At 57.2% G+C, this 12744-nt stretch carries 14 protein-coding genes, 1 tRNA gene and 1 pseudogene; all 16 read right to left on the bottom strand.

The features are described 5' to 3' along the window. Position 1 precedes the first annotated feature (1 nt). Positions 2-574, bottom strand: a complete 573-nt coding sequence (locus A2273_10760) for a hypothetical protein (protein ID OGF09086.1) — start codon at positions 572-574, stop codon at positions 2-4. Positions 575-689: 115 nt separating this feature from the next. Beyond that, positions 690-902 carry an ATPase gene (locus A2273_10755; GenBank protein ID OGF09155.1) on the bottom strand — a complete coding sequence of 71 codons (213 nt, stop codon included), beginning with the start codon at positions 900-902 and terminating at the stop codon, positions 690-692. Between the two features lie 132 nt (positions 903-1034). Beyond that, a complete protein-coding gene (locus tag A2273_10750) occupies positions 1035-2927 on the bottom strand; it encodes a hypothetical protein (GenBank protein ID OGF09085.1) in 1893 nt (630 codons plus the stop codon). Next, positions 2928-3281: a hypothetical protein gene (locus A2273_10745; protein OGF09084.1), complete on the bottom strand. Its 354-nt coding sequence runs from the start codon at positions 3279-3281 to the stop codon at positions 2928-2930. Positions 3282-3294: 13 nt separating this feature from the next. Continuing rightward, entirely contained in the window at positions 3295-3663 is a 369-nt protein-coding gene (locus tag A2273_10740) for a hypothetical protein (protein OGF09083.1), read from the bottom strand. Positions 3664-3715: 52 nt separating this feature from the next. Continuing rightward, positions 3716-4372, bottom strand: coding sequence for a hypothetical protein (locus tag A2273_10735; GenBank protein ID OGF09082.1), 657 nt, complete (start codon positions 4370-4372; stop codon positions 3716-3718). Continuing rightward, entirely contained in the window at positions 4369-5331 is a 963-nt protein-coding gene (locus tag A2273_10730) for a hypothetical protein (protein OGF09081.1), read from the bottom strand. The genes A2273_10735 and A2273_10730 overlap by 4 nt, the downstream gene beginning before the upstream one ends. A 65-nt stretch (positions 5332-5396) precedes the next feature. Continuing rightward, positions 5397-5481: transfer RNA gene (locus A2273_10725), tRNA-Leu, on the bottom strand. 62 nt (positions 5482-5543) lie between these two features. Further along, positions 5544-7085 carry a hypothetical protein gene (locus tag A2273_10720; protein ID OGF09080.1) on the bottom strand — a complete coding sequence of 514 codons (1542 nt, stop codon included), beginning with the start codon at positions 7083-7085 and terminating at the stop codon, positions 5544-5546. Positions 7086-7122: 37 nt separating this feature from the next. Next, a complete protein-coding gene (locus A2273_10715) occupies positions 7123-7896 on the bottom strand; it encodes a hypothetical protein (protein OGF09079.1) in 774 nt (257 codons plus the stop codon). Next, positions 7893-8684: a biotin--[acetyl-CoA-carboxylase] ligase gene (locus A2273_10710; protein ID OGF09078.1), complete on the bottom strand. Its 792-nt coding sequence runs from the start codon at positions 8682-8684 to the stop codon at positions 7893-7895. Before A2273_10710 ends, A2273_10715 begins: the two co-directional genes overlap by 4 nt. A gap of 162 nt (positions 8685-8846) precedes the next feature. Then, positions 8847-9935: pseudogene (locus tag A2273_10705) on the bottom strand (twitching motility protein PilT). Positions 9936-10336: 401 nt separating this feature from the next. After that, complete coding sequence (locus A2273_10700) at positions 10337-10807, bottom strand: hypothetical protein (protein OGF09077.1); 471 nt, start codon at positions 10805-10807, stop codon at positions 10337-10339. Between the two features lie 21 nt (positions 10808-10828). After that, positions 10829-11341, bottom strand: coding sequence for a hypothetical protein (locus tag A2273_10695; protein ID OGF09154.1), 513 nt, complete (start codon positions 11339-11341; stop codon positions 10829-10831). Positions 11342-11375: 34 nt separating this feature from the next. Continuing rightward, positions 11376-12041, bottom strand: coding sequence for a hypothetical protein (locus tag A2273_10690; GenBank protein ID OGF09076.1), 666 nt, complete (start codon positions 12039-12041; stop codon positions 11376-11378). A 79-nt stretch (positions 12042-12120) separates the two neighbouring features. Further along, entirely contained in the window at positions 12121-12738 is a 618-nt protein-coding gene (locus tag A2273_10685; GenBank protein ID OGF09075.1) for a hypothetical protein, read from the bottom strand. Positions 12739-12744 lie beyond the last annotated feature (6 nt).

Below are 12744 nucleotides of genomic sequence, written 5' to 3'. Positions count from 1 at the left end.
GCTATCCCCACAATGTTTCAGAGATACGGGCCACCAGGGAGGGTCGGGCCCTTTCCAGCCGGTCGGAGAACCGGTTGAGAACCGAATGGCTGCCGCTTTTATCGCTCATGATGATCCCCTCCTGAACCTGGGGGTCCGGCCTCACCTCGGCCTTCAGCTTGGCGGCCTTCACCAGCTCCTGCACCACCTTCAGATCGCCCGGGCTGGTCAACACCACCGTTTCGCCGGGCAGATCCTCCGCCGCCTCCCGCAGCATACTCTTTAAGGCCTGGCGGTATCTCTCCGGCGGGGTTTTTTTGATCTTCTGGTAGGCCGATTGGAACACCCCGTCAATGATCCGGCTTTTAACCTCCAGCAGGATGGCCATGGCCTGAAGATTGGCCGTGCTGTCGGCCTTGGCCATCTCGGTCTTTTCCAGGGCCTGGCTGTCGGCCAAAGACTTCCGTTCCAGTTCCGCCGCCTGGGCCCGGGCCTGTTGGACTATCTCGCCGGCATTTTTTTGCGAAGCCTCCAGGATCCTCTGGCGCTCGGCTTCGGCCTCCAGTTCGATGACTTTGATCAGTTCAGAGTTCATTTTTTTGAATATATATTAAAACTTAAGTTCATTGAGAACAAAACCAACCGGGGGAATTTTTGCGGCGGCGGGCGCCCCCAAAAGAAATCGGATGACGCCCGCCTTAAAATCCTTTTTACTTCATGCCGACTATCATGATGGCGATGACGAATCCCAGAATGATGATGGTCTCGGGCAGTGCCTCCAGCACGATCATCAGGCCGCCCACCTCGGGCTTCTCGGCCATGGCGCCGGCCGCGGCCGCGCCGATCTTGCTCTGGGCCCAGGCCGTGGCGAAGGCGGCAAAGCCTATGGCCAGTGCGGCCCCCAGGGCCTTCCAGATCACGATGTCCTGGGAGGACTGGACGGGCTGCGAGGCAGTCTCGGCGGGGGCGGGCGTTCCGTGGTCCTGGGCCAGGGCCAAAGTGGCCAGGGGCATCAAAACCAGGGTCAGCAGGGCGATAGCCAGAAGTTTCTTCATTTAGTCACCTCCTAATGTTTTTAATGGTTTGTATTTTTTACCGGAATAATCGTGGTATTTGAACTTGGTTAAGAATTCCACCACCTGGAGACGGAAGGGCTGCATGATGGGGCTGATCAGGCCCAGGGCGAAGAACAGCGGATGCACCACTAGGGCCGCCACCAGAAGCCCGGGCAGACCGCCGATGGTCCGGCCGATCAGGTTGGCGGCGTAGGCCAGGTAGGCCGCCGAAAGCCCGATGGCAAAAAGACGGGCATAGGACAGGATGTTGCCCACCGCCCCGAATATCTCGATGGGACCGGCCACTCCGGCTAGGATCCCCAGGGTCACCGCGCTGGCCCCGGTCAGGACTATGGAAGGCCACATCAGAGAGACCGGCAGGATCCTGACCATCATGGTGAAGAATATGCCGAATACACCCAAAACCCCCAGGGCGAAGGCCACCGGCTCCAAGATATGATGCAGGTTTCGCTGTTTGATGCCGGTGTAAAGCATGATGCCGAAGCCGACGTACACCTGGACCGCCCCGATGAACACCGCTATTTTGAAAAGCGTCATGATGGATTCGCTGCTCATCCGGTTGAGTTTTTCCGACATCGGCTTGATCCAGTGCATATGCTCACCCAGATCGCCGAACAGCTCGCCGTAGACCGCGCCGAAGATTATGGTCCAGACCGCGCAGAAGGCAAAAATGGTGGTCAGGGTCCTGACCAACTGGTTGTCTCTGAGTTTCAGATGCAAAATAACCGCCGCCGTCAGCATCACCGCTCCGTAGCCAATGTCGCCCACGATGAAGCCGAAGAACAATGGGAAGAAAAAGGCAATGAACGGGGTGGGATCCACCGTGCCGTATTGGGGTGGATTGAAAATGGAAAGTGCCAATTCGAAGGGTCTGATCATTTTATGGTTCTGAAGGATCACCGGAACGTTGGGAGAGTCGTGGTGGTCTATCTCCAGGGCCTGGACCGAAACTTTGTCGCCGAATTTTTTAAACAGCATTTCTTTCAAAACCGGCAGATCATCGGCCGGCAGGTACCCCTGAAGGTAGAAGGTGAATCGCCCCTCCGGAAGTTCCTCTTTGGCATGAAACCGGGCCAGTTCGTCCCCCACCATCAGGCGGTAGGCCTCGAACACCGGCCCCTGCTGACGCGAGATATCCGAAATTCTTTTGCTTATTTCGGAGATCATCTCCGGCAGTTGGCGGCTTTTTTCCTTAAGCTGGCTGACCGCCTCCGCCATATTAAGCGAGGCCACCGCCGAAGGCAGTTTCAGTTCATTGACCCCGGCCTTGGTAAAGAAACCTTTGATTTTTTCTTCGTCATCTTTATGGAACACCGCCAGGACGGCTAATTTTTTCTCATCGACCTGGTGGCGGTAGAATTCGACCCGCCCTTCCGTCAGTTTTCGCAGTTCCTTTTGCAGGGCATCCACCGCCGCCGACTCCTGAAGTTTCGTCATAAAACCAAAGGCCTTTATCCTCCGGCTGGATTCCAGTTTTGACATCAGCGGGGACAGGGCCTCAAAGGCCGCCCGGTAATTTTCGACCAGCGCCAGCTCGTCGCTCAGATCCAGCTTCTGTTTTACCAGTTGGTTGATCTCGGCCCGCTGCACAATCAGGTCGGCCAGCAGCTTTTCCCAATCGGACGGCAGGGCGGTTTTGATGGGGCGCCCGTGGAATCCCATCAATGTCAGCAGGCCGTCCAGTTCCTGCTGCAGCCGTTCCATGGTATGCTTCAAATGGGCCTCCTCGGCATCAAGCTCGGCATGGCGGATCAGGCCCTGGGGCTTGACCTGGGCAATATGCAGCCGGCCCATTTTGTGCAACGACCTTATCACTTCTGAGCTTATTATCTTCGGGCCCACTATCAGCACCCGGCTCATGGCGACGATCATCTATCCGTTCTCCGGAAAAACCTGTTTGATGATCAGCTCCACGGCCTGGCCCTGTTTGGCCGCAGCCTGCTGCTCCAGCCGGCCGGCCTGGGCGACGGCCTGTTTCTTTTTCTGTTCTATGAGCTGCAGCGCTTTTTGGGCCGTCTCTTTTTTGCCGCTCAGATTATTTTCATCCATGCGGGAGCCGGCGTTGCTTAAAATAGCGGAAGCCTCGGCTTTGGCTTTTTCGATTATTCGATCGGCCTCGGCTTTGGCTTCTTCGGTCTTCTTCTGAAGCTCCTGCTCCCTCTGTGCCAGGCTGCTGATTATCTGTTGTGCCTGATCCTGTTGGTCGTTATGCTTTTCCGATGACACAATCTGCTCCCGTTCAATATAAAATGTTTTTGAGTTCTTCGGAGGCCCTTCTCAGCAGCAGCCGGGCCATTCCAAGGTTTCCGGCGCCCTGCTGCATGACCACGCTCAGGTAGAAATCCGTCCCCACCATCTTGATCAGGACGGTCAGTTTTTCGGTGGCGGTGGTCTGCTCGGAGATGCTCCCCAGTGAAAGGTTCTCGGCCGCCCGCCGGGAGGCGGACAGCATGGTGGCGAACTCGGCGTCGGCCAGGGTGGGATCCAGGTCCAGCCCGGATTGATAGAATGTTATCCCGATGCCGTCGGTCCCGGTAAGGCTGGCGCATAGGGCTCCCGGGATGTTATCCACCAGTTCCTTCACTCTTTGTTCGTATCCCTGGGTCATGGTCTGCTCTCCCTCCCTAAGTTTTTTTAACTGAACCGGACAAGAGACGGGGCTATTTTTTGAACAAGTTGCCGAAGATCCCCTTTTTGGTCTCCTTCTCCACAATGGCGTACCGCTGTCTGGCCTGGCTGTTATTGGGGTCCCACTTGAGGGCCTCCTTGTACTGCTCCTTGGCTTTCTCGGCCATTCCGGCCAGCTGGTAGATTATGCCCAGGCTCAGGTAATGCTCGGCGTTGTATATCTCCATCTGAATTGCCTTGTCGCAGTACATCTTGGCTTCCTCCAGCGGTCCGCCGGCCTTGATCACGGCTATCCCCAGCCGGTCGTAATAGATGGCCTTCTTGGGGTTGAGCTTGGCGGCCGCCCGGAAGTACTCCACCGCCCGTTTGAATTCGTTGGCCTTGTAGGCCTCCACCCCGTGGCGGTAGGCCATATCCGCCTGGTTGTCCTGGACCGAGTGGGCCTGGACCCCGGCGGCTTTTTCGGCCAGCATTTTATTGTACTGGGCCCGCCGGAGCTTATCTATCAATGTATGGTAGGCCTCGTTGATGTCCTGAAAGGCGGAATTGGCCAGCCCCTCCTTGGATTCTGTGGGATTCTTGTCGGGATGGTATTGCATGGCCAGCTTCCGGTAGGCTTGTTTTATCTCGGTCTCGCTGACCAGCCGATCCACCCCCAATATAGAATAATAATCCTTCAGTTGGGTCATTTTTTAATTCTTCCTGGTTTTTTGGCGGTGGTTTTTTGATAGAGTCTTTCCAGGGTTTCGGCCGCCAGAATGTTCTTCGGCTCCAGCTTGGCGGCCTTTTTGCAGGCAGTCAATGCCTGGGCATTCCTTTCCAACTTCTCGCTGACTATGCACAGGTTCAGCCAGGCCCGGGTGAAATGCGGGGCCAGCTTTACCGCCTGTTTTAGCAACCTGGCGGCTTTGCCCCAATCCCCGGTGTGGGTGTAACACACCCCCAGCAGGTTGTAGATATCGGCATAGCCCGGTTTTAATTTTTTGGCCTGCAGGAAATACTTGACCGCCTCCTGGCAGCTGTTGTCCCGCAATGCATCCTGGCCCAGTGCGCACAGGGTCTCGGCCCGGTCGGGCGATGTTTTGAAGGCCAGGTTGAAATCCTTGACCGCCTTGGCCAGGTTTCCCTGGTTGGCCTCGGCCAGTGCTTTGTCGAACAGCTCCTGCTTGTAAAAGTGGGTCTTGGCCGATAACCCGATGAAAAGTTCCACGGCTTTTTCGTGCCGGCCCTGCTCTGCGGCCAGGTAAGCTTGGGAAAGAAAGGCCTCGATATAATTGGGATTGATCTCCAGGGCTTTTTTATAGGAATTTTCGGCCAGCGGGTATTCATGCCGCCCGGCATAGATGCGACCCAGGGACAGGTGAAGATCGGCGTATTTGGGGGCCAGCTTTATGGCCTCCTGATATTCCTCGATGGCTGCAATGGCATTGCCCTGCTTCCAGTAGAGCTTGGCCATGGCCACCCTGGCCTCGATGAGATAGAAGGTGACCACATCGCTGCATTTATGGCCCACCGCCTGGTCGTGCTGCTGGATCATCTCCAGCGATTCGATGGTCTGATGATAATCGCCTTCGTTGAATGATTTCAGAGCCAGTTTGAGGAACTGGTTCAGGCAATGCTGATCTAAAATCTCCCTGACAAAAGCCATATCGCACCTGTTTGTTTATTTTTGAACGGTGGGTTTATAGAAGGATAATGAGAAGATTGATTATCTGGTGCCGGGAGGGGGAGTCGAACCCCCACAGCTTGCGCCATACGCACCTCAAACGTACGTGTCTACCAGTTCCACCATCCCGGCTGTTTTGCCGACTAAGGCAATATACCGATTATAGTTCCGCTTCCGATCGGCAAGCTGTTATTTTAATCTAAATCCACCCATCTGTCAACAGAAAATTCCCGGGTGATGTCCCGGCCGCCGGCCAAATCGGTTATCTTGAATTGGGAGACATTGTCCAGGGTGTCCCGCTTCAGCCGGAGGTCGACCTTATACCGCTTTTTAACATCGTCGGCCAGCTTCCGCCCCTGCCGCTCCAGATAATCTATGAACAGGGGATGGGCCGACACCTCCAGCCGGCGGTTCCTGATGTTCCGGTCGGCCTGCAGGAACCAGCGCTCCAGCCTGGCGGCCATGGTCTCGGGCGACAGCACCCGCCCGGTGCCCTGGCAGGTGGGGCAGCTGTGGGAGAAGGCCTGCCACAGGCTGGGCCGGACCCGTTTGCGGCTCATCTCCACCAAGCCCAGCGGAGAGATCTCGTAGACCTTGGGCTTGGAGCGGTCATCCTTGAGGGCCTCCTTCAGCTCGGCCAGCACCTTGCGGCGGTTGGCCTCCCGGTCCATGTCGATGAAATCTATCACGATGATGCCCCCGATGTCCCGCAGCCTCAGCTGGCGGGCTATCTCCCGGGCCGCTTCGATGTTGACCCGGGTGATGGTGCCCTCGGCGTCCCGCTTGCCGGTGTACCGCCCGGAATTGACGTCCACGGTCACCAGGGCCTCGGTCTGCTCGATCACGATCCGTCCGCCGCTTTTCAACCATACTTTCTGCTGCAGGGCTTTTTCGATCTGGGCCTCGATATCATAGGCCTCGAACAGCGGAATATCCTCCCGGTACAGCAGCAGACGCTTCCTCAGGGCCGGGTCCAGGTTTTTGACGTATTCGGCCATCTGGTCGTGGGTCCGCTTGTCGTCCACCACCAGGCTGCCGATCTCCATGGCCGCCAGCTCCCTCAGGAAGCTGATCACCATGGGCGGCTCGGAATAAACCCGGGATGATATCTTGGCCTTGCGGTAATCCCGCTTGACCTGCTGCCAGGTCTTCAGCAGGATCTTCAGGTCCCGACCGAAGCCCTTCTCATCCTCGCCCTCGGCGGCGGTGCGGATCACCAGGCCGTAGCCCTGGGGCAGGTGTTTTAAGAATTCCTCCTTGAGCCGGCGGCGCTCGGCCCGGTCCTCCACCCGGCGGGAGACGCCCACCCTTTCCTCGTTGGGGACCAGAACACAGAAACGCCCGGCAAAGGAGACATGGGAGGTAAGCCGGGGGCCCTTGCTGCCGATGGGCTCCTTGGACACCTGGACCATCACCTCCTGGCCGCTTTTCAGGGCGTCCTCGATCCGCCGGGCGGGTTTGGCCTGGGACCGGTCATCCGGCTCCAGATCGCCGGGGTCGAAGGCGGTGTCGGAAAAGGCCAGGAACCCGCTCTTGCCGAAGCCGATGTCCACGAAGGCCGCCTGCAGGCCCGGCAGGACCTTCTCCACCCGGCCCTTGTAGATGTCCCCCACCATTCGCTGTTCGGCGCTGCGCTCCAGCCACAACTCTACCAGCCGCCCCTCTTCCAAAAGGGCGATCCTGGTTTCGTGGGTAGTAGTGTTGATAATGATATCAGTTGCCATATTTTCTTCCATTTCTTATGATTTTATATCGGCCGTATTTGATGGTATTCTAAAGCGGCCGTGTTTTTTGTTTTTGGTTTTCAATTTCCGTCAGAAGCCGGTCGATCCCCTTCAGGGTCAGCAGTTCATCAGCCCGGCATCCCCTGAACTCCGGAGCAAACAAGGAACCCAGCCCGCCGGTGAAAATCACCCGGTGATCGAGTTTGGTGTCCCGGGATATCCGGCCGATCAGTTCTTTGATCATCCCCACGGTCCCCCAGTAAAGGCCTGATTGAATGCATTCCTCCGTATCCCGCCCCACCGGCCGCGGTCTCTTTTTTAACTTGACCAACGGCAGGGCCGCAGTATGCTGGGTCAAGGCCCCGGCCATGATGCCCGGCCCGGGGGCTATGGCCCCGCCTAAAAATCCCCCCTGGGCTGTGACCGCATCCCAGGTGATGGCGGTCCCGATGTCCACCACCAGGGCCGGCCCTCCGTAAAGCTGGTATGCCGCATAGGCGTTGATCAGCCGGTCGATCCCCAGCTTCCCGGGATTGCGGTAGCGGATATTCATTGCTTTCAGGTCCCAGCAGGTGATCACCTTAAGCCGAATATCCGGCAGTTCGGTGAAGGCTTTTCGAACCCTGGCCGTAAGGGACGGGGATACCGAGATCAGGCCGGCCCGGTCTATGGTATGCTGGCCGGCAAGTTTACGGATAAAGGCTCGCAGCTTTGATGGGCTGATGTCCTGCCCGTAATGCAATATCTCATCGGCCGCCGGCCGGCCGGTTCTGAAGACCGCCGCCCGGATCTTGCTGTTGCCTATATCCAGACACAGGTTCATGGCTCCATCTCCATAACGGTACCGGAACTGCATTTTACTGTCCGGCCCCGGTCATCGGCCAGCAGCAGGCCGCCGTCGCTGTCGAAGCCGATCACCACTCCCTTCAGCTGGAGGTTCAGGCCATCCTGGACCGAGGCCCGTTTGCCCTTGAGGAAGAACCTTCCGGACAGCCTGTCGGCAAAAGCAGGCAAGCCCTGTTTCGCAAAGGCCCGGTAATCGTCCTCCAGCCGGGTTAAAAGGCCTATCAGCAGGTCCTCGCGGGAGCAGGTCTTTCCGGTCTCCAGCAGCAGCGAGGAGGCAATATCGCTCAGTTCCGGCGGGACCGACTGGTTATTGACGTTCAGGCCGATCCCGACGACGGCGTTATCTATCAGTCCGCCGTGGGATTGCATCTCGGTCAGTATCCCCCCCACCTTGCGGCTGTTGCAATACAGGTCGTTGGGCCATTTAACCGCAATCGGATTCTTAACCACCTTTTCTATAGCTTCCGCCGCCGAACATCCCAGCGCCAGGGTCAGGCCGGAAAGCTTGATGGATGGCAGTTTGGGCTTCAGCAGCAGGGAGAAATACAACCCCGGGCCCGGCGGCGAGTACCAGCTGTTGCCCTGCCGGCCCCGCCCGGCGGTCTGCTGTTCGGCAATCACCACGGTGCCCTGCCCGGCTAAACCCTTTGACAGCTCCGCCAGGTGGCTGCTGGTGGAATCCAACCGGTCGAAATAGAAAAGCTTCCGGCCGAATTCCAGGGTCCTCAAGTTTTTTTGGATGTATTTTATATCCAGATTTTTCATATCTTCCTGATGAGTATAGCACAATTAATGATACATCAAATAGATGATTTTAGCAATAAAAAAACCCCTCGCCTGGTTTCCCAGGAGAGGGGGCAAAGCATGCACCGAGAACGGACCCGAAGCTAAATCTTCGAAGCGGGGTACGGTCGCAGAGGACGAGATCTATCTCACCTCATCCACAAACGAGGTGTCAAACCCGTCGCGCTTCAGCTGGTTAAGCAAATCGATCTTGTCCATGGATTTTATGTAGGCATCCTTGGGCTCCACTATTTTCTTTTTGACTATCTCCATCAGGGCGTCGTTCAGCATCACCATCCCCATCTTACGGTTGGTCTGGATGATGGACGGCAGCTGGTAGGTCTTCCCCTCCCGGATCAGGTTGGAGACCGCCGGAATGCCGAACAGCACCTCCATGGCGGCCACCCGTCCCCCGCCTATCTTCTTGCACAGGGTCTGGGCCACGATGCCCTTCAACGATTCGGACATCATCACCCGGATCTGCTCCTGGCGGTCGGGCGGGAATTGTTCGATCACCCGGTCCACCGTGCTGGCGGCGGTGGAGGTATGCAGGGTTCCGAACACCAGATGCCCGGTCTCGGCGGTCTCGATGGCGATGGAGATGGTCTCCAGGTCGCGCATCTCGCCCACTAAAACGATGTCCGGGTCCTCCCGCAGGGCCGCCCTCAGGGCGTTCTTGAAGGAATCGGTGTGGCTGCCGATCTCCCGCTGGTTGACCAGACACTTCTTGTTCTCATGGACGAACTCGATAGGGTCCTCCAGGGTGATTATATGGTCGCTCCGGGTGCGGTTGATCAGGTCCACCAGGGCGCACAGGGTGGTGGATTTTCCCGACCCGGTGGGTCCGGTCACCAGCACCAGCCCCTTGGAGAGGTAGCACAGATTCTGGATGGCCAGAGAGAGTTTCAGGTCCTCCACCGTGACGGTCTTGGAGGGGATCACCCTCAACACCCCGCCCATCCCTTTGCGGTCGGAGAAATAGTTCACCCGGAACCTGGCCAGTCCGGGTATCTCGTAGGCAAAATCGGTGTCGTGATGCTCCTCGTACTGCTGGCGGTAGCGGGGCCCGGCGATCTCCAGCAATATCCGCCTGGTGTCGTCCGGAGACATCACCGGATATTCCTCCAGCTTCTTGATATCGCCGTCTATCCGTACGCAGGGCCTCTCGGCGGCCGAAAGATGCAGGTCCGAACCCTTGCGTTCCACCAGCAGGTGCAGCAGCTTGTCGATCTCGGCAGGCTTATACGAGCCGGAGACCGAGGTCGCGGGGGTTGGCGCCGGGGCGCTGGCGGCCGGCGCAGCAGCCGGGGCTTCTTGGTGCGGGGCGGCGGCACCGGCCGGCAGGAACACGGCCTTTATGCTGTGGCCCTCCATACTGACCGTTCCGTGATATTCTCCCACCGGCCCTTTGTATGTGAATTCCACCTTCGGCTGGTCCATCAGCTTCTCCCGCTCGGCCGGGGACATGATCTCCGACAGCAGTCCCATCACCTCCTGGTTTGAAAACTTCTGCTTGGAGACGGCCTGGATGCCGGATGCTGTTTTGAACTGCGGCTCCGATTCGCTGGCCAGGTAAAATTCGGTGGCCCGGTGATCGTTCATTGCCTTGAAAAATACGTCTATCTTTGCCATTCTTATCTCCCTGGTATTACATAACTGATGTGTCTGCGGTTGACTATATGGGCAGTATGATCGGTGACCAGCAAAAAGAATCTCTCGCTCTGGTTTAAAAAATCTATGGTCCGGGATTTCTCCGGCGGCAGATCGATGTAGGCCTTCCCGCTCAGCTTGAAATTATCGTTGAACACCGCCGTCATCGGCTCCTCCTTGATTCCCATGGCCTCCCGGTTCAGGTCGGCGGCCTCCACCTCCAGGGCCACCGACACCTCCATGATCCTGGCCTTGTTGATGATGTTGATGGAGGGGGCGGTGGCCACCTTGAGCACGAAGAATTCCTCCGGCTCATTCATGAAGTCCAGCACCGTCTCCTGGCCGATATGGTTCTTGGCCATCAGGCTTAAAAAAAGATCCCCTTTGATCACCTGCTGGTCCCGGCATCGCATGGTGACCGTAACCTGTTTTTTCTCCACTACTAGATGTTGCATTATATCTTCCCTTTAAGGATTTTACGAGTTCATCCAGTTCCAAGTGTTGCTCTCGGAACGCTCCAACCAGTCCCCGCTGCTGGTCAGGTAGGCATAGACATTGGACAGCGCCTCGTAGTGCTTGGTCTCCTCCTCCAGCAGCCGCTTGAAAAAATCCTTTTCCGGACCGTCCACCGCGGCGGAAAAGAATTTCTGGTACATCTTATAGCTGTACCATTCCATGTCCATGGCCACTTTCAGGCCCGAGATATTGTCCGGTTTTTCCCGGGATTTGCTGTGATTGATCCGGGCGAATACCTTCTTCATCTCGGCCTCCAGGTAGCCGATCTTCTTTCCCTTGGGCTCGGGCCAGACCTGCCCCTGGGTGATGGCCGAGTAGATCTCGTTTATCCGGCCGATGTGCTCCACCTCCTGCATGGCCAGCTGGTCGAACAGCCGCTTGGCCAGGATGTTGCCGGTCTTCTCCGACATCTTCAGGTAGAAGGCGGTCCCCTTTCGCTCCAGCTTCAGTGCGGCCTGCAGAGCTTTGGGCATGGCTTTTTTTTTGATTTTCATATCCTTTTCCTTTTCAATAATCCGCCTTATTGTCGTAGCCCCGGCTTTCCCAGAAACCGCGATAGGTGGAATCGTTGGAGACCTGGATCCGTTTCAGCCACTTGACCCACTTGTATCCCAGCTGGTCCTCGGCTATCAGCTGAAAGGGAAAGCCCGACCGGACGGTTAGGGTTTGGTTGTTTATCCTATGGGCCAGCAGGAGCTTTTTGTCCCGCACGGTTTTCAGCGGCAGAGAAGAGGTGTATCCGTCGGCGGCATGGAATATCAGGGTGTTGGCCCCCGGCTTGACAACCGCCAGTTTTAAAATATCCTCCACCAGCACCCCCTCGAAAAGCCCCCGGGCGCTCCATCCCTCGACACAGTGCAGTATCAGCAGCTTTTGATACCGCTCCATCCCCAGCACCTGGCGATAGCTCAATTCCTGTTTGACCGACACCAGGCCGTCGATGATCAGGCGGTATTTGGCGGTATCGATCTTCTGCGGGCCCTGAATGGAGTTGTCCCGCAGTTTCTCGAAATCGGTCAGCCGCTGGCCCTGGTATTTGTTTATCTCCACCCGCCCCAGGTCCTGGGCCTTCTGCAAGGTGGTTCGATTGTTGTCATCGGCCGATGAAGAGCAACCGGAGACGGCCAGCATCACGACCCCCAGAAAGATGGCCGGGGATTTTCTGATATCCATAGGGCCCTCCGTCAGAAGCTATGATACAATAATTGCCCGCCATAGTCAATTGAAAACCCTGGGAAATAATTTCAACCAGTTAGATGGTTGATCCCAGGCTCTCGATCTTCATCAGCAGTTCGGACTGCCCCTCCGAAGTGTTGACATCGGTCACGGTGAACAGGGGATCCAGTTTTTTAACCGCATCCAGCGCGGCGCCGAAGCTGCCCAGTTTATAGTAACATTCGGCCAGCAACAGGTTCAGTTCTTTGTAATTCATTATCTGATCGGCCGACAATGAATACTTATGGGAGAATTCCCACAGGCTGTCCGAGGCCAGCACCAGGCTGTCGTTACGGACGGCCGCCGGGCAGCTGTCGAGCGAGGCCAGAACGAAGGATAGCCCGGCTCTCATTTCGTTGTTAGCCACCTGCCTGGCCAGACCGCTGTTGAAGGTTGCCTGGGCCTCGTTATTTTGGCCCGTTATCCCCTGGCACCAGCCGATGCCGTTGTAGGCATCGACCAATGCGGGGTCCTTGGCCTTGGCCTGCTGGAAACTGCTCAGAGCGGCGGAGAAACTGCCGGCGTTGAAATATGTCCAGCCCTGGGATAGCAGCTGGGCGGCTGTCAACTCGGGCTCCGGTGCGGTGGCCTCCTTGCTGCACCCCAGAATCGCGGCTGTCAGCACCGCCACTGAATATATCAGGATCTTCTTCATCATCAT

It is taken from the genome of Candidatus Edwardsbacteria bacterium RifOxyA12_full_54_48, from assembly GCA_001777915.1.
GTDB lineage: Bacteria > Edwardsbacteria > AC1 > AC1 > EtOH8 > UBA2226.
The sequence above is the reverse complement of the archived record's forward strand: the minus strand, read 5'-3'. Positions and strand labels throughout refer to the sequence as shown.

Bases quoted from the DNA above. Each gene is read 5' to 3' on its own strand.
- A2273_10685 (OGF09075.1), bottom strand. From the start codon at position 12,738: ATGAAGAAGATCCTGATATATTCAGTGGCGGTGCTGACAGCCGCGATT.
- A2273_10735 (OGF09082.1), bottom strand. From the start codon at position 4,372: ATGACCCAACTGAAGGATTATTATTCTATATTGGGGGTGGATCGGCTG.
- A2273_10740 (OGF09083.1), bottom strand. From the start codon at position 3,663: ATGACCCAGGGATACGAACAAAGAGTGAAGGAACTGGTGGATAACATC.
- A2273_10750 (OGF09085.1), bottom strand. From the start codon at position 2,927: ATGATCGTCGCCATGAGCCGGGTGCTGATAGTGGGCCCGAAGATAATA.
- A2273_10695 (OGF09154.1), bottom strand. From the start codon at position 11,341: ATGCCCAAAGCTCTGCAGGCCGCACTGAAGCTGGAGCGAAAGGGGACC.
- A2273_10730 (OGF09081.1), bottom strand. From the start codon at position 5,331: ATGGCTTTTGTCAGGGAGATTTTAGATCAGCATTGCCTGAACCAGTTC.
- A2273_10760 (OGF09086.1), bottom strand. From the start codon at position 574: ATGAACTCTGAACTGATCAAAGTCATCGAACTGGAGGCCGAAGCCGAG.
- A2273_10710 (OGF09078.1), bottom strand. From the start codon at position 8,684: ATGAAAAATCTGGATATAAAATACATCCAAAAAAACTTGAGGACCCTG.
- A2273_10690 (OGF09076.1), bottom strand. From the start codon at position 12,041: ATGGATATCAGAAAATCCCCGGCCATCTTTCTGGGGGTCGTGATGCTG.
- A2273_10700 (OGF09077.1), bottom strand. From the start codon at position 10,807: ATGCAACATCTAGTAGTGGAGAAAAAACAGGTTACGGTCACCATGCGA.
- A2273_10720 (OGF09080.1), bottom strand. From the start codon at position 7,085: ATGGAAGAAAATATGGCAACTGATATCATTATCAACACTACTACCCAC.
- A2273_10715 (OGF09079.1), bottom strand. From the start codon at position 7,896: ATGAACCTGTGTCTGGATATAGGCAACAGCAAGATCCGGGCGGCGGTC.